Origin of the sequence: Halothiobacillus diazotrophicus, from assembly GCF_001663815.1 — a bacterium.
Lineage (GTDB): Bacteria > Pseudomonadota > Gammaproteobacteria > Halothiobacillales > Halothiobacillaceae > Halothiobacillus > Halothiobacillus diazotrophicus.
The window spans coordinates 2,433,460-2,452,499 of record NZ_CP016027.1 but is presented as its reverse complement, the minus strand read 5'-3'; the positions used below and the strand labels follow the sequence as shown (position 1 = coordinate 2,452,499).

At 63.0% G+C, this 19,040-nt stretch carries 20 protein-coding genes; 6 read left to right on the top strand and 14 right to left on the bottom strand.

Features of this window, described 5'->3' with window-relative positions:
- Positions 1-10 precede the first annotated feature (10 nt).
- Positions 11-415: a DUF6858 family protein gene (locus tag A9404_RS10920; RefSeq protein WP_066101453.1), complete on the top strand. Its 405-nt coding sequence runs from the start codon at positions 11-13 to the stop codon at positions 413-415.
- A 33-nt stretch (positions 416-448) separates the two neighbouring features.
- On the opposite strand, the gene A9404_RS10915 is transcribed toward A9404_RS10920, so the two are convergent.
- The 5 genes from A9404_RS10915 to rluD all read right to left on the bottom strand — a co-directional run bounded on the left by A9404_RS10915 (position 449) and on the right by rluD (position 4,294).
- Positions 449-1,303, bottom strand: coding sequence for a UDP-2,3-diacylglucosamine diphosphatase (locus tag A9404_RS10915; RefSeq protein WP_066101451.1), 855 nt, complete (start codon positions 1,301-1,303; stop codon positions 449-451).
- 101 nt (positions 1,304-1,404) lie between these two features.
- Positions 1,405-1,902 (bottom strand): peptide deformylase, encoded by a 498-nt coding sequence (gene def, locus A9404_RS10910; protein ID WP_066103255.1) that lies wholly within the window; start codon positions 1,900-1,902, stop codon positions 1,405-1,407.
- A gap of 2 nt (positions 1,903-1,904) precedes the next feature.
- Complete coding sequence (locus tag A9404_RS10905) at positions 1,905-2,429, bottom strand: glycine cleavage system protein R (RefSeq protein ID WP_066103251.1); 525 nt, start codon at positions 2,427-2,429, stop codon at positions 1,905-1,907.
- A gap of 100 nt (positions 2,430-2,529) precedes the next feature.
- Positions 2,530-3,294 carry a peptidoglycan editing factor PgeF gene (gene pgeF / locus A9404_RS10900; protein ID WP_066101448.1) on the bottom strand — a complete coding sequence of 255 codons (765 nt, stop codon included), beginning with the start codon at positions 3,292-3,294 and terminating at the stop codon, positions 2,530-2,532.
- Positions 3,275-4,294: a 23S rRNA pseudouridine(1911/1915/1917) synthase RluD gene (gene rluD, locus A9404_RS10895; protein ID WP_066101445.1), complete on the bottom strand. Its 1,020-nt coding sequence runs from the start codon at positions 4,292-4,294 to the stop codon at positions 3,275-3,277. The genes pgeF and rluD overlap by 20 nt, the downstream gene beginning before the upstream one ends.
- A 186-nt stretch (positions 4,295-4,480) precedes the next feature.
- On the opposite strand from rluD, the gene A9404_RS10890 reads away from it, so the two are divergent.
- Positions 4,481-5,299: an outer membrane protein assembly factor BamD gene (locus tag A9404_RS10890; protein WP_066101442.1), complete on the top strand. Its 819-nt coding sequence runs from the start codon at positions 4,481-4,483 to the stop codon at positions 5,297-5,299.
- A gap of 92 nt (positions 5,300-5,391) precedes the next feature.
- On the opposite strand, the gene A9404_RS10885 is transcribed toward A9404_RS10890, so the two are convergent.
- The 4 genes from A9404_RS10885 to A9404_RS13545 form a co-directional block, all read right to left on the bottom strand.
- Positions 5,392-6,165 carry a DsbC family protein gene (locus A9404_RS10885; protein ID WP_066101439.1) on the bottom strand — a complete coding sequence of 258 codons (774 nt, stop codon included), beginning with the start codon at positions 6,163-6,165 and terminating at the stop codon, positions 5,392-5,394.
- 158 nt (positions 6,166-6,323) lie between these two features.
- Positions 6,324-7,241 carry a site-specific tyrosine recombinase XerD gene (gene xerD, locus A9404_RS10880; RefSeq protein WP_066101436.1) on the bottom strand — a complete coding sequence of 306 codons (918 nt, stop codon included), beginning with the start codon at positions 7,239-7,241 and terminating at the stop codon, positions 6,324-6,326.
- Positions 7,238-8,386, bottom strand: a complete 1,149-nt coding sequence (locus A9404_RS10875; RefSeq protein ID WP_066101434.1) for a VWA-like domain-containing protein — start codon at positions 8,384-8,386, stop codon at positions 7,238-7,240. The genes xerD and A9404_RS10875 overlap by 4 nt, the downstream gene beginning before the upstream one ends.
- Complete coding sequence (locus A9404_RS13545; RefSeq protein ID WP_066101432.1) at positions 8,370-9,449, bottom strand: AAA family ATPase; 1,080 nt, start codon at positions 9,447-9,449, stop codon at positions 8,370-8,372. The genes A9404_RS10875 and A9404_RS13545 overlap by 17 nt, the downstream gene beginning before the upstream one ends.
- 198 nt (positions 9,450-9,647) lie before the next feature.
- Here A9404_RS13545 and acs point away from each other — a divergent pair, with 198 nt between their 5' ends.
- Both acs and A9404_RS10860 read left to right on the top strand, forming a co-directional pair.
- Complete coding sequence (acs, locus tag A9404_RS10865; protein WP_066101429.1) at positions 9,648-11,606, top strand: acetate--CoA ligase; 1,959 nt, start codon at positions 9,648-9,650, stop codon at positions 11,604-11,606.
- 54 nt (positions 11,607-11,660) lie between these two features.
- The gene (locus A9404_RS10860) at positions 11,661-12,386 is read left to right on the top strand and encodes a cytochrome b/b6 domain-containing protein (RefSeq protein ID WP_066101426.1); all 726 of its coding nucleotides are present in this window, start codon (positions 11,661-11,663) and stop codon (positions 12,384-12,386) included.
- A gap of 416 nt (positions 12,387-12,802) precedes the next feature.
- Here the strand turns inward: A9404_RS10860 and rpsI are convergent, their stop codons facing one another.
- Positions 12,803-13,195 carry a 30S ribosomal protein S9 gene (gene rpsI, locus A9404_RS10855; protein WP_066101422.1) on the bottom strand — a complete coding sequence of 131 codons (393 nt, stop codon included), beginning with the start codon at positions 13,193-13,195 and terminating at the stop codon, positions 12,803-12,805.
- 17 nt (positions 13,196-13,212) lie between these two features.
- Positions 13,213-13,641, bottom strand: coding sequence for a 50S ribosomal protein L13 (gene rplM, locus A9404_RS10850; protein WP_066101418.1), 429 nt, complete (start codon positions 13,639-13,641; stop codon positions 13,213-13,215).
- Positions 13,642-13,974: 333 nt separating this feature from the next.
- Here rplM and A9404_RS10845 point away from each other — a divergent pair, with 333 nt between their 5' ends.
- A complete protein-coding gene (locus tag A9404_RS10845) occupies positions 13,975-15,297 on the top strand; it encodes a (Fe-S)-binding protein (protein WP_082922918.1) in 1,323 nt (440 codons plus the stop codon).
- Between the two features lie 203 nt (positions 15,298-15,500).
- On the opposite strand, the gene A9404_RS10840 is transcribed toward A9404_RS10845, so the two are convergent.
- Genes A9404_RS10840 through trpD form a run of 3 tightly spaced genes read right to left on the bottom strand, consistent with a single transcriptional unit; the run spans position 15,501 to position 17,830 of the window.
- On the bottom strand, positions 15,501-15,917 hold the full coding sequence (locus tag A9404_RS10840) for an OsmC family protein (protein ID WP_066101412.1): 417 nt from the start codon (positions 15,915-15,917) through the stop codon (positions 15,501-15,503).
- On the bottom strand, positions 15,914-16,735 hold the full coding sequence (gene trpC, locus A9404_RS10835; RefSeq protein ID WP_066101409.1) for an indole-3-glycerol phosphate synthase TrpC: 822 nt from the start codon (positions 16,733-16,735) through the stop codon (positions 15,914-15,916). Before trpC ends, A9404_RS10840 begins: the two co-directional genes overlap by 4 nt.
- Before the next feature lie 57 nt (positions 16,736-16,792).
- Complete coding sequence (trpD, locus tag A9404_RS10830; RefSeq protein ID WP_066101406.1) at positions 16,793-17,830, bottom strand: anthranilate phosphoribosyltransferase; 1,038 nt, start codon at positions 17,828-17,830, stop codon at positions 16,793-16,795.
- Between the two features lie 272 nt (positions 17,831-18,102).
- Here trpD and glyQ point away from each other — a divergent pair, with 272 nt between their 5' ends.
- Entirely contained in the window at positions 18,103-19,029 is a 927-nt protein-coding gene (gene glyQ, locus A9404_RS10825; RefSeq protein WP_066101404.1) for a glycine--tRNA ligase subunit alpha, read from the top strand.
- Positions 19,030-19,040 lie beyond the last annotated feature (11 nt).

Below are 19,040 nucleotides of genomic sequence, written 5' to 3'. Positions count from 1 at the left end.
GGAGCCCGCGATGCAGGAAACCCGTTTCAACGACACCTATCCCGTGTACGAAACCGAGATTGCCAGACACGAGACGAGCGCCACGAACACGGAAGAGATCATGGCACGACTGAAACGGATTATCGAAACCGACCCGACGGCAGCCTTCATCGGCCTGTTCGATCATTACCAGCATACGGCGCAACTGCCGGGCGGCGAGATTGGCGAAGGCATTCGTGCGGCCCAGAACATCGTGTTTTGCTTCGGCATGAAACTGCCGAACCCGCAGGTGATGGCCGTGCGTCCGAGATCCATCGGCGTCACGGAATACGACGACCGCTTCGTCGTGAATTTCATGGAGCCGCCGATGCCGGCACCGGCCCTGATCATGACGGAATGGGTCAACGCCCTGCGCGATCGACTGCCTTTCGCCTGAGGATATCTCGCAGCACGCGACCCGGCCGGTCGATCACGAATGCAGGGATTTGGCGTGGGCTGACTGCTGCTCCAGAACCGGCGCGGGAAGAGGGGGCACAGTGACGGCCTGACGGCCATCGAGACGCTCGGCGCTTTCCTTCACCCAATTCACGAGTTCCAGCGTACCGTCCATGTGTTCGACGATCGCCGTGCAATGCTCGACCCAGTCTCCGGAGTTGGCGTAGGTCACGCCCTGCTCTTCGCGCAGATTGGCATGATGGATGTGTCCGCAGACGATCACGTCGACGGCCTGTTCGCGGGCATGGCGAATCGCCGCCTGCTCGAACTTCTCGATATAAATGCGCGCGTTGGGCACCTGCTGCTTGATGGCCAGTGAAAGCGACCAGTACCCCTTACCCAGCCAGCGACGAACCCGGAAGCTCGCCCGGTTCGCCCACATCAGCACCTCGTATCCGGCATTGCCGATCCACTTGAGCAGCCGACTGTGGCGTACCACGCCATCGAACTCGTCACCGTGCAGAATCAGCGCCCGACGCCCGTCGGCCAGCGTGTGCCGGTATTCGCGGTGGATCTGTACCCCACCGATCTCGGAACCGAGATAGTCGCGGAAGAATTCGTCGTGATTACCCGGCACATAGATCACCCGCGTGCCCGCCGACGCCAGTTCCATGAATTTCTGCAGCAGCTGGGTATTGAGCAGGGGCCAGTGCCAACGATTGGTCTTCATCTTCCAGATGTCGAAAATGTCGCCATCAAGGAAGAGATGCTCGCACCGGACATGCGCGAGGAAATCCAGCAGGTATTCCACCCGCGCGTCCTTGGTACCCAGATGCACATCGGAAATGAAGATGCTGCGATAGATGAACGGCTGATTGGCTTGCGGCATGGCACGGTCACTCCCATGGATTCTCCCGTGACATTTATGCCGCAATCAGGTGACAGGAACATGTTGATTCCATGTCAGATTTTTTTCAGATCAAAAAGCGACTACTTCTTGCGCAATTGCAGATCGGCGTGGCGACTGACCAGACGATCCAGAAAGAGGATACCGTCGAGGTGATCCACTTCATGTTGCGCGATGCGGGCCTCGAAACCCTTCATCGAAAAACTGAGCGGCTTGCCGAAGGGATCCTGCGCCTTCAGCTCGATCCGTTCGGCGCGGATCACCTTGCCGGTGTAGTCCGGCACGGAGAGACAGCCTTCCCGGCCAACGGCGAAGCCGTCCCAGGCGGTGATCTCCGGATTGATGAGCACGAGCGGGCCGTGATTTTCGACCGGCCGCTTGGCCCGGGTCGCATCGACGATGCAGATACGGCGCAATTCGCCCACCTGGGGTGCCGCAATGCCGACCGCCCCCGGCCCCCCGGAACAGGTTTCCTGAAGGTGTTCGATGAATTCGCGCAGGGCCGGATCGAACTGATCCACGGGCTCGCAGGCGGTTTTCAGCCGCTCGTCGGGGTAGGTGAGAATATCGAGAGTCGCCACGCTCAACCCCGCACCGTATCGAGCGGAACGACCCGCACCGAGAGTCCCTGTTGGTTCAGTGCCGCCACGGCCTGCTCGATCGCCTCGATGCCCTGCCGGGCTTCACCTTCGATCTGCATGATATAGATCGGTGAAGTCGTCGAGCCGCCGACGTCCGAACGCAGATCGAGGATATTGAAGCCCGCCTCGACCAATGCGCCCGTCACTTCCGCCACGATGCCCGCGCGGTCGGCGCCATGCACGGTCACCAATACGTCGGGATCACGCTGCTCATGCAGCGCGGCGTCGGTTTCGTCGATATGCAGTTTCAGATCGAATTGCGCTCGGACGGATTCGAGCAGCCCCATCACCGTCTCCGGCGAACCAGCACCGCGCACCATCAGCATGATGGCGAACTGGTTGCCGAGCCGAAGCATTGCCGCCTCGCCCAACTCGGCCCCGGCACCGAACAGGATCCGGGTCAGGTTCGCGACGATCCCTGGCTGGTCTGCGCCGACCAGGGTCAAAATCAACCATTTATCGTTCATCTTCTTCTCTTGTTTATGCTCTGGCTTGTTCTCTGGGTAATTCTCGGGCATGGCCTCGCTCTCCTCAATCATCGCTCGTATCTTCGGTCACCCGATCGGTTCAGTCCGCATCCGTGCGCCAGATCAGGGTCGCCATCCGTCCGGTGCGCCCCGCATCCCGACGATAGGAATAGTACGTTTCCGCTTCGTTGAAGGTGCAGATGCCGCCGCCAAAAACCCGCTGCACGCCCGCCCGGCGTAGGCTCAAACGGGCCAGCGCAAACAGGTCGGCCTGATATTTGCCGGGACGGACTCCCGCGACGAATCCGACGGCATCTTCCGGATTGGCGGCAACGAAGGTCGATCGGACCTCCTCGCCCACTTCGAAGGCCTGTGGGCCGATGGCCGGCCCCAGCCAGGCCATGATCGACTCGGGCGACGCGGAAAACCGGGCGACCGTCGCGCCCAGCACCCCGGCCGCCAACCCCCGCCAGCCAGCATGGGCCACGGCCAGTTCACGTCCATCGTCACTGCAGAAGGTCACGGGCAGACAATCGGCCGTCAGGATGGCGAGCACCACATTCGCCGCATCGGTGTAACTGGCATCCGCATCGGGCAGACAGGTTGACGCATCGCCGGTCGCCACCTCGGTGCCATGCACCTGATTCAACCAGCGCGGTTCGGCCGGCAGATGGGCCAGACGCCGCAGTCGACGCCGGTTTTCCTCGACGGAAGACGGATCATCGCCGACATGGGTGGCCAGGTTCAAGCAATCGAAGGGCATGGCGCTGACCCCGCCATGCCGGGTCGTCACCCAGGCCTGCACCCCCGACGGGGCCGGCCAGTCCACCCGAATCAATGCATCGTCAGTCGTCGTCACGGACATAGATGACCTCGGCCTCGTCCGGATCGTCGTCTACCTGCGTCGAACCGTGCTGCATGCGATCCCGATGTTCGGTCAGGAGTTCCAGCAGTTCGAGCATGTCGTCGGGCAGCGGTGCCTCGAAGCGCATGACCTCGCCGCTGACCGGATGCTCCAGGGTCAGGAATCGGGCATGCAGGGCCTGACGTTCGAAATTCCGCAGGATATCGACGAGCGCCGTCGATGCCCGATGGGGCAGCCGGAGCCGTCCGCCATACACCGGATCGCCGATGACCGGATAGCGGATATGCGCCATATGAACCCGGATCTGGTGCGTTCGGCCGGTTTCCAGCTGGACCCGAAGCCAGGTCTGCTCGCCGTACTGCTGCAGCACCCGATAATGTGTCACGGCCGGCTTGCCCATGGTGACCACCGCCTGCCGCTGACGATCCCGCGGATGCCGGCCGATGGGCTTGTCGACCGTCCCGCCGGCCACGACATGCCCCATGACCACCGTATCGTATTCGCGGCGGATCTTGCGCGCGGCGAGATTGGCCACCAGGGTCTTGTGCGCGGCGAGGGTCTTGGCGACGACCATCACGCCGGACGTCTGCTTGTCCAGACGGTGCACGATGCCGGCCCGGGGCACGGCGGCCAGCGCCGGGTCATGAAACAGCAGCGCGTTGACGAGTGTGCCGTCCGGGTTGCCTGCCGCGGGATGAACGACGATGTCCGGTGATTTGTTCAGCACGATGATCGCATCGTCCTCGTACAAGATGTCCAGCGGGATATCCTGCGGTACGGCAGACACCTCGTCCTCGATCTCGGTCTGCAGGACGACCGTCTCCCCGCCCAGCACCTGGGCACGGCTGCGCGCGGCCTCGCCATCGACCAGAATGTCGCCGGACTTGATCCAGTCCTGGATGCGGCTGCGCGAAAAGTCCGGCCAACACTGGGCCAGCGCCTGATCCAGCCGCTGACCCGCGCAGTGATCCGGGATGATCAGGGATTCTTCAAGATGCATATCGTGTCCAAAAGTGAACCGACGGACGGATCGCATCAGCACGATCGGCTCATCGGAAAAATAGGGGAATCGACCGGCTTTTTTCGCTTCGGTTTATCGCTTGGTTTATCGGTTTGAATCTGCGAACATAAGGCGCTTGAATTCTATACCGACCGCATAATTTCTATTTCAGGATTTCCATTCAGTATGTCTGCCCACACCCACTGGCATCAAGTGTTCCGCACCTCAAAACTGATCAGTGGCTTGGTCCTCGCCGGCAGCATCGTTCTGGTCAGCGGCTGCTCCTGGTTCTCCAAGGACGACTCGGACAAGGTCGATCTCTCGGATCCGACCATCTCCGCCGCCCAGCTTTACGACGAAGCGACTCAGGCCATGCACGAAGCCGACTACGGGACGGCCATCAAGAAATTCGAAACCCTCGAAGGCCGCTACCCGTTCGGCGCCTATACCGAGCAGGCACAACTGGAAGTCGCCTACGCCTACTACAAGTACGACGAACCCGACTCGGCCATCGCTGCCGCCGATCGCTACATCCAGCTGCACCCCCAGGGCAAGAACGTCGACTACGCCCTGTACCTGAAAGGGCTGGCCAACATGGATCGGGGCGACTCGCTCCTCAACCGGATTGCCAAGCCCGATCTGGCGTACCGGGATCAGAGCATCCTGAAAAATGCCTTCCAGGCCTTCTCCGAACTGGTCAAGCGCTTCCCGGACAGCCGATACACCACCGACGCCAGCGTGCGACTGGTCAAGATCCGCAACTACCTGGCCGAGCATGAAATCTACGTGGCCAAATACTACATGCGGCGTGGCGCCTGGCTGGCGGCCGCCAACCGCGCCCAAACGGCGCTGACCGATTTCAACGGTTCGGTCGCTACCATTCCGGCCCTGAAAATTCTCATTTCAGCCTATGACAAGCTGGGGTTGACCACCGAGGCAGCCGACGCCAAACAGGTACTCAATGCCACTCTGGCCGCGAACAAGATCCCGGAAAACAAGAACTGACCGCCGAAACCGATCGGGCGGCCTGAAGCCGCCCGATCACAGGATCGACATCCATCGCCCCCGGGACGGTTCGTCACCGGGGGCGATGCTTTTCAGTTCCCCGACGAATCTGACTGGGCCTGCATGATCGCTGGGATCAGGTCGCGGGCGGGACGATATCCCGGAACGGAACTGCCGTCGGGCATGACGATATAGGGCGTACCACTCATACCGAGCGCCTCGGCCAGCTTCATGTTCGCATCGATCACGGCATTCTTGCAGGCCGGCCCACTGAGCGCCTGATGCGCCATGGCCGCACTCAGATCAGATTTCTGCTGATGCCCGCACATGATCTGCGACGACTCGACATAGCCCTGGGAATCCTTTCCATCACGCGGCGTCAGGATCGTCTGTACTTCGATACCGGCCTTCTGCAGCGCAGGAATCTCGCCATGCAGCTTTTCGCAGAACGGACAGGTCGGATCGGTCAGCACCCAGATCGTGCTTTTCTTCTTGCCCTCCGCGGCATAGATCATCTTGTGGTCGGCCGGTACCGTTTTCAAGAGTGCGAGATTTTGCAGGTTGCGCACACGGCCGGTGAGGTTCACCTGCTCCTTAAGATCAAGCAGGTTGCCGGCGAACAGATAGCGGCCGTCGGCCGTCACATAGGCGATCTGCCCCTTGGAGATCACCTGATAGATGCCGGCAACGGGTGTCGGCGTCACGCTGTCGATGGGCAGATTGGGCATGTACTGGGTCAGCTGCTTGCGGATGGCCTGTACGTCGGCCGCCGAATCAGCCTGTGCGGCCTGCAACGCCATTTGCGTGGAAAGACCCACCACGGACGCGGCAAGGGCGGCACGGACCAGGGAACGATAAAACTTCATGAAAGGACACTCTCGATAGAACGAATAAAAAATAAACAACCAAAACAAACAAAAATTCAAACAACCCAATCGACATAAACACGGACCGGACACGCCTGATCGGCATGCCTCGGCCCAATAACCGTCGTCCGTGATTTCCCCGGCCACCTTCGCCCTGGTCATCCCCGCGGGTGATGCTTGGCGTGCAGCGCCTTCAGCCGCGCCGTCGCGACGTGGGTGTAAATCTGCGTCGTCGACAGATCCGAATGACCGAGCAACATCTGCAGCACCCGCAAGTCGGCGCCGTGATTCAGCAAATGCGTGGCAAAAGCATGACGCAAGGTGTGCGGCGACGGCAACCGCGGAAGGCCGGCCGACGCCGCGTGACGCTTGATGACGTACCAGAACGCCTGTCGCGTCATCCCATCACCCCGCTCCGTCACGAAGACCAGCGGCGACTCGCGGCGCTTCAGCAGAACGGGGCGCGCCAACTGAAGATATTGCCCCAGCCAAGCCAGTGCCTCATCCCCGACGGGCACCAGCCGTTCCTTGTTGCCCTTGCCGGTCACCCGGACTACGCCCTGCACCAGATTGATCTGACCGAAACTCAGGCCGATCAGTTCCGAAACCCGCAGACCGGTGGCGTACAGCAGCTCCAGCATGGCCCGATCCCGCAAACCCAGCGGTTCGGTAACATCCGGCGCCAACAGCAGTCGCTCCACATCCGATTCGGAAAGGGCGCCGGGCAATGCGCGCGGCAGCCGCGGCGCGACCAGCCCCGTCGTCGGATCCTGCGCGATGCGTTGCTGACGATGCAACCAAGCGTAGAACCGCTTCAGGGCCGAGCGCAACCGCGCGACGGAACGCGGCGACTGACCATCACCCAGCCGCGCCCCGAGCAACCGAAGCAATTGCTCGGGACCGGCCGAGAGCAGCGATACCCCCTCCGTCCTGGCCAACTGCACGGCAGCCAGACGCAGATCCGTCCGATAGGCGATCTGCGTATTGTGTGCCAGCCCCTCCTCCAACCAAAGCGCGGCGACGAACTCCTCGATCAGTTGGCGGGTCTCTTCGGGCAACAGGGTGTGATCGGTCATGATGCCGCCGCCTCCCGCATCATCAGGACGCGCCCAAACGGCGGATCGGGTGGCCGAGCAGCCGCCGTTCGAACGACTTCCGGCACCAGCCAGAACACAGGAAACGGCGGTATAGTGGCCGGATAGTCCCCGATGAGGTCCGTGCAATAGATCAGCGCATCCAGTGCAGCATCCCCGGCCAGGCGAGCGAATACCGGTCGGAAATCCGTCCCGCCGCCGCCCGTGATAGGCGGCAGAACCGCCGCCCCCTGCAAGGCGCGATCAAGATGGATACGGTTATCGCAGGTCAACAGGCGCAACTGCAGCGGCAGCAACCCCCGCAAGGCCTCGATTTCACGGAAGAACTGCGCGAACCACCGCGGGTCGATGGATCCACTGATATCCAGAGCCACCGCTACCCGCAGTTGCCGCCCCGACAGACGCGGCAGAATGAAGGGTTCGACACGCCGACGCGCCGGGCGATCGAACTGCCACCGGCGATGGCTTCGCTGCACCAGCCAAAGACGCAGCAACGCCCGCCAGTCAGTCTGCCGATGGCCCGGCGATATACGTGCCGACGCCCGGCCCATTACCCGTTGGGCCCTGAGATCGCCCGCCGCGCCCGATCGGTGGGCATCGAACGTCGGCTCATCCACCTCAACTCGCTCGTCCTGACGCCGTTCAGCCGAAGACGCCCGCTCGGTTGACGGCGCTGACGAAGCCCCGCCCGGATCGCTCTGTCGCGCCGAAGCGGACTCGCCCCGGGCGGCCCAGGTTTCCCCCGGGGCACGCACCGGCACACCGGGCCAGGAGCCATGATGATCCCCGGACCAGTCGGCTTCGTCCGAATCGATCCCCAGTGCCGAGAGAAAGCGACGCACGGCGCCATCCAGCCGCGCATCTCTCACAGAGGGATGCTGACGCCAGGGTCGATGCCCCAGAGCGGCATGGCCCGCCAGATGCAGTGCGGCACGGACCAGCTCGGATCGCTCGACGCGCCCCAGCCAATCGGCCCGCATCACGACCGAACCGTCGGTGAGTCCGATCGCCCCACCATCCCGCACGATCTGAATTTGTTCGGGCAACGATCGGATCAAGGCGGGCCAGCGATGCATCAGATCCTGACGCACGCGTTGCCAGCGCGCGGCATCAGGCGTCGGCGTCATGATCTTCCCGGAGCGGGAAGCCGGAGGTCGCACCGCGCCGCGCCACCCAGACCGAAAAGGCCGGCTCGTCGAACAGACGATCGCCCGCCAATTCATGCAGCTGCTCGATCAGCCCGAAGCTGAGCGCGTCGTCGGGGAGCTCCGTCGCCAGCACCAAGGCCTGTCCCAGATCGATCCGCTGCTGGCCAACCGCTTCGCGGATACGCCGAACCGCATCGATCTGAGCCGGCAGATCCCGAAGATCGCGCAGGATTTCCGGGGCATTGGCCCAATCGGCCACCGGCGTCTGCCGACCGGCATGGTCGGCAAACGCCTCTGCCGCAGCCCGCCCCACGCAGGCGGCAACATGGGTGAAAGTGGTCGCATCGATGAAGGGGCGGCGCTTGAGCACCCGATCGACGAATGCCCAGCTGCGCGGGCTGGGGAACGCCGTCACCTCGGGGTCCGGCGAAAACCGGACCAGCCAGTCCGGTTCGGCCGCCAGGAAATCCCGCAGCAGATCATGAACATCGCGGCGCGCGGCCCAGTCCAGCCATGCCTCGACATCGGGCGTCAATGTGACGTGCATGAATCGATTCGCCAGCGGTGCCGGCATCGCATAGGTGATGCCTCGATCATCCAGGCGGTTGCCCGCCGCGAGAATCGTCCAGCCGGCAGGTAGGTGATAGGTTCCCAGTCGCCGATCGAGGATCAACTGATAGGCACTGGCAGCGACGGCCGGCGGTGCGGCATTGATCTCGTCCAGAAAGAGCACGCCCGACATGCCGTCGCGTTGGGCATCCGGCAACTCTTCCGGTGGCACCCAACGCACCCGCCCCGCCTCATGCAGGGGAATTCCGCGCAGATCGGTCGGCTCCAGTTGCGAGAGCCTGAGATCGATCAGCGGCACCCCCTGTCGCTCGGCGGCCTGCCGAACGAGATCGGACTTGCCGATACCCGGTGCCCCCCAGATCATCACCGGTATGGCGTGATCCGGTTGGCGAACCGTTTCATCCAGCAACTCGGCCAGGCGTCGGGCATCCATCGTCGGAACCACGGAAAGAGAACCTGTGTCGGAATTCATGATGCGTATTGGGTTACCAGAACGTTCATTGAGCCAATTCGGGGCATTTTGCCTCCCTATTGTGCAGGCCGCCTATGGTCAAGCCGGGCCGCATTTGGCACCATACGCGGTTTGACATCACTTATCGAACCAGGCCCCTTGGGCCGGCGCACCTGGCGAACGACGCAGCAGAGTGCCAAAACACTCGAGGAAATAACCATGCACAATCTCGAATCGATTCTAACGGAAAACCGGGTCTTCCCGCCGAATCCCGATTTCGCCGCGAAGGCGCGCATCGGCTCCCGTGCCGCCTACGACGCGCTGGTCGCCGAAGCGACATCCGATTACGAGGGATTCTGGGCGCGCCAGGCCCGCGAGTGGCTGACCTGGGACCAACCCTTCCAGACGGTACTTGACGAGTCGAAGGCGCCGCACTATCGCTGGTTCGGCGATGGCAAGCTCAATGCCTCGGTCAACTGCATCGACCGACACCTGCCCGCCAAGGCGAAGAAGACGGCGATCATCGCCGAAGCCGACGACGGCAGCGTGCGCACCATCAGCTACCAGCAGCTGCACGATCAGGTGGCGCAGATGGCCAATGGCCTGAAGAGCCTCGGCATCACCAAGGGCGACCGCGTCATCATCTACCTGCCGATGATTCCGGAAGCGAGCGTGGCCATGCTCGCCTGCGCCCGAATCGGTGCCATTCACTCGGTGGTATTCGGTGGCTTTTCCGCAGAAGCACTGCGTGACCGGATCAACGACACCGGCGCCAAGCTCGTGATCACCGCCGACGGCGGGATGCGTGGCGGACGGGCCGTCCCTCTCAAGACAGCGGTCGACAAGGCGATCGAACACGGCTGCCCGAGCGTGGAACGTGTCGTTATGCTGGAGCGGCTTGGCAACGACTCGGCGACCATCGTCGACGGTCGGGACGTACTCTGGTCGCAGTTGACAGCCGACCAGCCAACGACCTGCGAACCCGTGAGCGTCGAATCGGAACACCCCCTGTTCCTGCTCTACACCTCCGGCTCCACCGGCAAGCCGAAGGGTGTCCAGCACTCGACCGGCGGTTACCTGCTGAACGCGATCCTGACCAACGCCTGGGTGTTCGACCTCAAGGACGACGACGTCTACTGGTGTACCGCCGACGTGGGCTGGATTACCGGGCACAGCTACGTCACCTATGGTCCGCTGGCGCTGGGCGTCACCCAGGTGATCTTCGAGGGCGTCCCTTCCTATCCCGACGGCGGCCGGTTCTGGCGCATGGTTCAAGACCACAAGGTATCGGTGTTCTATACCGCCCCCACTGCCATCCGCGCCCTGATGAAACTCGGTGACGAAGTCCCGAAGCAGTACGATCTCAGCAGCCTGCGCCTGCTCGGCACGGTCGGCGAACCCATCAACCCCGAGGCCTGGATGTGGTACCACCGCGTGATCGGCGGCGAGCGCTGCCCCATCGCCGACACCTGGTGGCAGACCGAAACCGGCGCGCACATGATCGCCCCCCTGCCGGGCGCCATTCCCACCAAACCCGGCTCCTGCACCTTGCCGCTGCCCGGCATCATGGCGGATATCGTCGATGACGACGGCGCACCGATCGGCCCCAATCAGGGCGGCAATCTCGTGATCAAGCGCCCCTGGCCCTCGATGATCCGTACCGTCTGGGGCGATGACGCCCGCTTCCAGCGCAGCTATTTCCCCGAAACGCTCAAGGGCTACTACCTCGCCGGCGACTCGGCGCGTCGCGACGATGATGGCTATTTCTGGATCATGGGTCGCATCGACGACGTGCTCAACGTTTCCGGACACCGCCTGGGGACCATGGAAATCGAATCCGCCCTCGTGGCACACCCCGCAGTCGCGGAAGCCGCCGTGGTGGGCAGACCGCACGACATCAAGGGCGAAGCCGTCGTCGCGTTCGTCGTCTGCAAGGGCGAACGCCCCCAGGGCGCCGATGCCGAAGCCATGATCAAGACCCTGCGCGACTGGGTGGCCGAGCAGATCGGTCCGATCGCCAAACCGGACGAAATCCGGTTCGGCGACAACCTGCCCAAGACCCGTTCCGGCAAGATCATGCGTCGACTGCTTCGAGGCATCGCCAAGGGGGAACTGCCCCAGGGTGATGTGTCCACGCTGGAAAACCCGGCTATTCTTGAGCAATTGATGGGCCAGTAACCCCGATCGGCCTGACCGGAGTCGGCAGGCCCTCCCACCCCAGGAGCATTCAGCATGTCCGAACCCAATCCTCCCCTAACGACCCGGGTCCGCGTGTGGGATCTTCCCGTGCGCATCGTCCACTGGCTGCTGGTACTGGGCGTAATCGCCCTGTGGTACACCGCCGAGGTATGGGACAGCATCGATAACCTCGACTGGCATATGGATATCGGCTTCGCCATGATCGGCCTGCTGGTGTTCCGGATCCTCTGGGGATTTTTCGGCAGCGACACGGCCCGGTTTCGCCAGTTCGTGAAAGGCCCGGACCAGATTCGGGCCTATCTCAAGGAACCCGGCAAGAGCGTTTTCCTCGGTCACAACCCGCTGGGTGCCCTGTCGGTACTCGCCATGCTGTTGTCCTTGCTCATACAGGTCATCACCGGTCTGTTCGCGCACGACGAGCTGTATACCTCTGCCCCCCTCAGTCAGTACGTATCCAGCAAGACCAGCGGGTTGCTGACGGAAATCCACCACCTGAACTTCAACATCCTGCTGGCCTTGATCGGCCTGCATCTGGCGGCCATCGCCTTCTATCAGTTCAGGAAGCACGACCCATTGGTCCAGGCCATGATCACCGGCAAAAAGCGCCTCCAGGCAGATCAGCACATCCGGAATCCGAACCCGCGATTCGCCGGCTGGATACCGTTCATCATCATCGCCCTGATCGCGGTCGGTACCGCCTACGTCTTTGCCACTCAGATCCCGACCATCGCCCATCTGCTGGCCCCAGGCCGCGGCTAATCCCGCCAACCCCTGATATCAGGCCGATATCAGGCCATCACCCGCCCCGCAGGCTCCCGCATTGATCGGCAGTCTCCGGGGCTTTTTTCATGACCAGGCCCGCGCAGTGAACACTTCGTCCGCAGCGCGGCCTTGCAACCCTATTCGCCTCGCTATTCGCCTCGCCCCGTCCTAGCATCGGGGTGCGCACATGGCTGTCCTGTCTCGGGTATTTCTGGCCCGAGGCTGCGCGATGCCTGGGCAAGATCAAAACCATGGGGAGCGGAGAACGGATCACTCGAAGCCACCGCACACGCCCATTGCCTCAAGAGCCACGGCTCTTTCGGGATCGGGAGAAACACCCAAAGAAAAAACCCGCCATGCCAAGCCGGCAGGCGGGTTTTTCGACGGTCTGGCGGATATCCGCCAAGCGTGGATTAACGCTTGGAGAACTGAACCGCGCGGCGTGCTTTGCGCAGACCGATCTTCTTACGTTCGACTTCACGCGCGTCGCGGGTCACGAAACCGGCGGTACGCAGCTTGCCGCGATAGCTCTCGTCGAACTCAATCAGGGCACGGGTCAGGCCATGACGGATGGCGCCGGACTGGCCGCTGGGGCCACCGCCCTGAACGGTCACGAAGACGTCGAAGCGATCCGAAACTTCCAGCAGTTCCAGAGGCTGGCGCACGATCATGCGGGCGGTTTCACGACCGAAGAAATCTTCGATCGTCTTGCCGTTGATGGTAATGGCGCCACTGCCAGGACGAAGGAATACCCGGGCCGAAGACGTTTTGCGACGACCGGTGCCGTAATTTTGGGTCACTGCCATGATTGATGATTCTCCGATCAGATCTCGAGCGGCTTGGGTTGCTGCGCCGCGTGGTTATGTTCGCTACCCGCGTACACTTTGAGCTTGCGGAACATGTCACGACCCAGCGGGTTTTTCGGCAGCATGCCTTTAACCGCCAGTTCGATCACACGCTCAGGCGCACGCTCGATCATCTTCTCGAAGGTGAAGTGCCGCATGTTACCGATGAAACCGGTATGGAAATGGTAGACCTTGTCTTGTGCCTTGTTGCCCGTGACCTTCACATCCTTCGCGTTCACGATGATGATGTAGTCGCCGGTGTCAACGTGCGGGGTGTACTCTGCCTTGTGCTTGCCACGCAGACGACGAGCCACTTCGGTCGCGAGACGGCCGAGGGTCTTGCCCGAAGCGTCGATCACGAACCAGTCGCGTTTGACTTCAGCCGACTTGGCGGAAAAAGTTTTCATTTATATAGCTCCCAAAGAAGCAGAATATTGCATTGATTCAAAGAGGCGGCGATTCTAGCGAAACATCCCACGCCTGACAAGTGCCAATTCAATCATCCGAGACAAATCCGTCGGGCATTCGTCCGTAGCACCGGACCGGAAAAGCCTGCCGGGTTCACTAACCTGCGGGCAAAAAAAGAGCCGGCACAGGGCCGGCAACAAGAACCACCAAAGAAATTAGCAATTAACGGTATTAGAATACACTAATACATTCGCATTGCAAATCTTTTTTGACAACATTTCCTCACGCTTCAGCGGCTTGCCCCTGAGGCGTCGCCGTGCTTTGATACCGGAATGAAGCCAGAAAGCCCTTTGCGCGCCCCCCAGACTGCCGCCCCACCACCCGATTCGACCGCATCGAACCGACAATCCCGCATTCGCCAGCAGGCACTCGATTGCGTCATGTGCGGTATCTGCGTTCCCCATTGCCCCACCTTCGGCCTGACGCAGAACGAGGCCGACGGTCCCCGTGGACGGATCAGCCTGGCACTGGGCCTGTCGAGCGGACAGCTCGCCGCCGACGCGACCGTCGTCGATCATCTCGATCGCTGCCTGAGCTGCCTGGCCTGTGAATCGGTCTGCCCGTCTCGGGTAGCCTACGGATCGCTCATGGATCATTTGCGTACGGCCCTGGCGGCCGGCGATTTCACCGCTGACATGACGACCCAGAGGACACCCGATACGACGACCGTCGATGAAGCCGCCCTGCCCAAAGCCGCCCGACGCATCTGGACCGCGCTCAGGAACCGGGTTCTCAGCCGGCGCCGGATGATGGGTCGGCTGGGGTCGCTGCTCAGGATTCTTCAGCGTCTGGGGCTCGGCGGTGCGCTACGAACCCTCGGCGGCCCATGGGGTCGCGCCCTGCCCCGGCAGCTGCCCAAACGCTTTCATCCCGCTGCGCACCGACCCGCGACACACAAGACCAATGAGACCGGGAGATCCGCCAGACGCGTGGGACTGTTCATCGGCTGCACCGGCGAAGCACTGAACAGCGATGCCGTCCGAGCCGGTATCCGGGTCCTGCAAGCGCTGGGGCATATCGTCGAGATTCCCGAGGGTCAGGCATGTTGCGGCGCCATGCATCAGCACGGCGGTGATCTCGCCACAGCGACCCGATTGCGCGCCGAGAACCGCCAGGTGTTTTCCGACCCGGACCTGACGGCGATCGTCGTGATCGGCACGGCCTGCACAGCCGAACTACAACGGGAACCGCAGGCCGCCCCCGTCGTCGAGATCACCGACTATCTGGCCAACCTCCCCGACGCCGACTGGCCGCCGCTGAATCCGCTCGCGATCCGGGCGGGTATCCACCTGCCCTGCAGCCAGACCCGCGTCCTCAAGCAACCCGGCAGTACCGAACGTCTGCTTCGCCGGATTCCGGACCTGACGCCCGTGCCGCTGGCCACCAACGACCGTTGCTGCGGTGCGGCAGGCATGCATGTGCTGATGTACCCCGATCAGGCCGAGGCGCTGCGCGCACCGAAATTAGAAGAAATCGAACGACTGAAACCGGACTGCGTGGTCTCGGCGAACATCGGCTGCGCCACGCACCTGGCGGCAGGACTGGGCGTGGCCGTGCGCCACCCGGTGGAATTGATCGCCCGGGCACTGGCCTGACGACCCCGAAATCAACCCGAAATCAACCCGAAATCAACCCCGGAGTTAACTCCGAAGTTAACTCCGGAGGCACCCCAAGCGACTACCCACAAGAGACTGCCCAAGCGTATCCATGGGCGGAGTCCCCGCAAGTTCCCGGGAACGCCCCGTACCCCCGCTGAGGCATCGGAAGAAGAGTGGGGTCAAGAAGCGTAGGGTCAGGGTTAGTCCCGGACCTCGAAATCGTAGGTGATCTCGACCGTGCTCTTGAGCATCGCCGACACGGAGCAGTACTTGTCGGCGGACAGCTTGACCGCCCGCTCGACCTGCTTGGGATCGAGCCCTTGCCCCTTCACGACATAGTGCAGATGGATCTTCGTGAAGACCTTCGGCGCGGCCACCTCGGCACGATCGGCCTCGAGCTCGATCCAGCAGTCCTCAACCGGCTGGCGCTGCTTGCCGAGGATCACCATGACGTCGATGGCCGTGCAGCCACCCAGCCCCATGAGCACCATCTCCATGGGCCGCGCGCCCAGATTGCGCCCGCCGATTTCCGGCGAGCCGTCGAGCATGATGCCATGCCCGCTGTCTGCCTCGGCCATGAAGGCCATGCCTTCGACCCATTTCACCCGTGCTTTCATACCGTATCCTCGCTAAACAGCGCGTGCAGCGCACGCCCCGGATCCTCGGCGCGCATGAATGCCTCGCCGACCAGAAAAGTGTGTACGTCCGCAGCGCGCATCACCGCCACGTCCTGTCGCGACAGAATCCCGCTTTCGGTCACGATCAGGCGATCTGCCGGAATCAGCGGCAGCAGTTCGAGCGTCGTGTCGAGCGACACCTCGAAGGTGCGCAGGTTGCGATTGTTGATGCCGACCATCTCCGCACCGAGCGCCAGGGCCCGTTCGAGTTCGGCACGGTCATGCACCTCGACGAGCACGTCCATCCCGAGCGACCGTGCCACCGTGTAGAGTTCCTGCATCCGCTCGTCCGTCAGGGCGGCGACGATCAGCAGGATGCAATCGGCACCCAACACACGGGCCTCGTAGACCTGCCACGGATCGATCATGAAATCCTTGCGCAGAACCGGCAGGGCGCAGGCGGCGCGCGCCTGCTGCAGGTAGTCCTCGTGCCCCTGGAAGAAATCGTGATCGGTCAGCACCGACAGACAGGCAGCGCCGCCCTCGGCGTAACTCGCGGCGATCGCCGCCGGATCGAAGTCCGCCCGCAGCACCCCCTTGCTGGGCGAGGCCTTCTTGACCTCGGCGATCACGGCCGGCAGGCCCTGATCGACCCGGCGGCGCAAGGCAGCCACGAATCCTCGGGGTGCACCGCCCTCCTGACCGACGGCCTGGGCGGCAGCGCGCATGTCGTCCAGGGAGCGCAACACTGAGCGCTGGGCGACTTCCTCGACCTTGCGGTTGAGAATTTTCTGCAGAATATCGGGTGCCTGGTTCATTAGATAAGGGTCATTAGGATAGGGGTCAACGAATTGGGTTCATCAGGTAAACCCACATCAGGCTACGCAGGACTGCGTCTTGGCGACCAGCGCGTCGAGGCGCTGCAGGGCGGCGCCGGAGGCAAGCACCGCCTGCGCACGCGCCACACCGTCGGCCAGCGTGGACTTGAGATCCGCACAGTAGATGGCGGCGCCAGCGTTCAGGGCAATCATATCCGCCACCGGACCCGGCTCGCCACCGAGTGCCGCGCGAATCAGGGCCACGCTCTGCGCCGGACCATCGACGACCATCGACGCCAGCGGCTGACGATTGAGACCGAACTGCTCCGGGCTGATGCGATACCGGGTGATCTCGCCGCGGTTCAATTCGGCCACCTCGGTCGCCTCGGCCAGACTGATCTCGTCCAACCCGTCATGACTGTGGACGACCAGCACATGCCGGGCGCCCAGCGCCTTCATGACGGCCGCGAGGGGTTCCAGCCAATGTTCGGCATAAACGCCCATCAGCATCGCCGGCGCACCGGCCGGATTCGTCAGCGGGCCGAGCACGTTGAACAGCGTCCGCACGCCCAGCTCCTTGCGCGGCACGGCGGCATGGCGCATGGAACCGTGATGCTGCGGCGCGAACATGAAACCGATACCCAGTTCGCGCACGCAGTCGGCGACGCAGGCGCTCGACACGTCCAGCTTCACGCCCGCCGTCTCCAGCATGTCCGCGCTTCCGGATCGGCTCGTGATCGAGCGGTTGCCATGCTTGGCCACGTGACCGCCGGCTGCGGCCACCACGAAACTGGCAGCCGTGGAGACGTTGAACAGGGCCGATCCGTCCCCGCCGGTACCGACGATGTCCACGAGATGCGGCACATCGACCTGAACGCCGACGGCCAGCTCGCGCATGACCTCGGCGGCGGCGGTGATCTCGTCCACCGTCTCGCCCTTCATGCGCAGCGCCACCATGAACCCGGCCACCTGAACCGGCGTCGCGCCGCCCGACATGATCTGGCGCATCACGACACGCATCTCGTCGCGGGTCAGATCCTGCCGCTCGACCGCGCGGGCGATGGCTTGGCTGATATGTTCAACTGACTGTGTCATTCGGGATCTCGACTTGGTTGTGCGCGGGCGTGGCCGGGGTTGTGCGCGGGCGTGGCCGACACAGCACGGAATCGGGTACCTCGACCGATCCCGCCGGATGCCACGGCGATTGCCTGTATGGATTCTGTGGAGCGTGAAATTAACACGGCTGAACGGCACAGCGCCAGCAAACCGCAGCGGATCGCGCCGATTCCGATCATCCCGGGCACTGACGGGCGGACGATCGCTGCAGTATACTTGCCGCTATTTGCTTTCCAGCCGATGAGTGTGTCATGCCAGCCAACCACGATCTGACGACCTTCCAGGGACTAATCCTGGCACTTTCCCAATTCTGGGCCGAGCAGGGATGCGCCCTGCTCCAGCCGCTCGATCTGGAAGTCGGCGCAGGCACCTTCCATCCCGCCACCTTCCTGCGGTCCATCGGACCGGAGCCCTGGCGCGCAGCCTACGTGCAGCCGTCACGCCGCCCCACCGACGGTCGCTACGGCGAAAACCCGAACCGCCTGCAGCACTATTACCAGTTCCAGGTGCTGCTGAAGCCGTCGCCGGACAATATCCAGCAGCTGTATCTCGATTCCCTGGCCCTGCTCGGCTTCGACCCGCTCACCCACGACATCCGCTTCGTGGAGGACAACTGGGAATCCCCGACCCTCGGCGCCTGGGGCCTGGGCTGGGAGGTCTGGCTCAACGGCATGGAAGTCACCCAGTTCACCTATTTCCAGCAGGTCGGTGGACTGGACTGCCGCCCGGTGTCCGGCGAAATCACCTACGGACTGGAGCGCCTGGCCATGTACATGCAGGGCGTGCAGAGCGTCTACGACCTCGTCTGGTCGCGCAGCGAGGCGGGCATCATCACCTATGGCGACGTCTACCATCAGAATGAGGTCGAGCAGTCGACCTACAACTTCGAGCAGGCGGACACCGCCTTCCTGTTCGGCCTGTTCGACCAGGCGGAGAAGGAATCGCTGCGGCTGGTCGAGCTGGGCCTGCCCCTGCCCGCCTACGAGCAGGTACTCAAGGCCTCGCATGCCTTCAACCTGCTCGACGCGCGGCGCGCCATTTCCGTGACCGAGCGCCAGCGCTTCATCCTGCGGGTACGCACGCTCGCCCGGGGCGTGGCCGAAAAATACTACGCCAGCCGCGAACAGCTGGGCTTCCCCATGCTCGTCCGCAATGCCGCGACCACGGACATAGCCTGAACCCATTTCAC

Excerpts from the sequence above, each read along its gene's own strand:
- A9404_RS10885 (WP_066101439.1), bottom strand. The coding sequence starts at position 6,165 with ATGAAGTTTTATCGTTCCCTGGTCCGTGCCGCCCTTGCCGCGTCCGTG.
- rpsI (WP_066101422.1), bottom strand. The coding sequence starts at position 13,195 with ATGGCAGTGACCCAAAATTACGGCACCGGTCGTCGCAAAACGTCTTCG.
- rplM (WP_066101418.1), bottom strand. The coding sequence starts at position 13,641 with ATGAAAACTTTTTCCGCCAAGTCGGCTGAAGTCAAACGCGACTGGTTC.
- xerD (WP_066101436.1), bottom strand. The coding sequence starts at position 7,241 with ATGACCGATCACACCCTGTTGCCCGAAGAGACCCGCCAACTGATCGAG.
- A9404_RS10845 (WP_082922918.1), top strand. The coding sequence starts at position 13,975 with ATGAAGCCAGAAAGCCCTTTGCGCGCCCCCCAGACTGCCGCCCCACCA.
- A9404_RS10920 (WP_066101453.1), top strand. The coding sequence starts at position 11 with ATGCAGGAAACCCGTTTCAACGACACCTATCCCGTGTACGAAACCGAG.
- acs (WP_066101429.1), top strand. The coding sequence starts at position 9,648 with ATGCACAATCTCGAATCGATTCTAACGGAAAACCGGGTCTTCCCGCCG.
- A9404_RS10890 (WP_066101442.1), top strand. The coding sequence starts at position 4,481 with ATGTCTGCCCACACCCACTGGCATCAAGTGTTCCGCACCTCAAAACTG.
- trpD (WP_066101406.1), bottom strand. The coding sequence starts at position 17,830 with ATGACACAGTCAGTTGAACATATCAGCCAAGCCATCGCCCGCGCGGTC.
- A9404_RS13545 (WP_066101432.1), bottom strand. The coding sequence starts at position 9,449 with ATGAATTCCGACACAGGTTCTCTTTCCGTGGTTCCGACGATGGATGCC.
- A9404_RS10840 (WP_066101412.1), bottom strand. The coding sequence starts at position 15,917 with ATGAAAGCACGGGTGAAATGGGTCGAAGGCATGGCCTTCATGGCCGAG.
- A9404_RS10875 (WP_066101434.1), bottom strand. The coding sequence starts at position 8,386 with ATGACGCCGACGCCTGATGCCGCGCGCTGGCAACGCGTGCGTCAGGAT.
- glyQ (WP_066101404.1), top strand. The coding sequence starts at position 18,103 with ATGCCAGCCAACCACGATCTGACGACCTTCCAGGGACTAATCCTGGCA.
- A9404_RS10905 (WP_066103251.1), bottom strand. The coding sequence starts at position 2,429 with ATGAACGATAAATGGTTGATTTTGACCCTGGTCGGCGCAGACCAGCCA.
- trpC (WP_066101409.1), bottom strand. The coding sequence starts at position 16,735 with ATGAACCAGGCACCCGATATTCTGCAGAAAATTCTCAACCGCAAGGTC.
- rluD (WP_066101445.1), bottom strand. The coding sequence starts at position 4,294 with ATGCATCTTGAAGAATCCCTGATCATCCCGGATCACTGCGCGGGTCAG.
- pgeF (WP_066101448.1), bottom strand. The coding sequence starts at position 3,294 with ATGTCCGTGACGACGACTGACGATGCATTGATTCGGGTGGACTGGCCG.
- A9404_RS10860 (WP_066101426.1), top strand. The coding sequence starts at position 11,661 with ATGTCCGAACCCAATCCTCCCCTAACGACCCGGGTCCGCGTGTGGGAT.
- A9404_RS10915 (WP_066101451.1), bottom strand. The coding sequence starts at position 1,303 with ATGCCGCAAGCCAATCAGCCGTTCATCTATCGCAGCATCTTCATTTCC.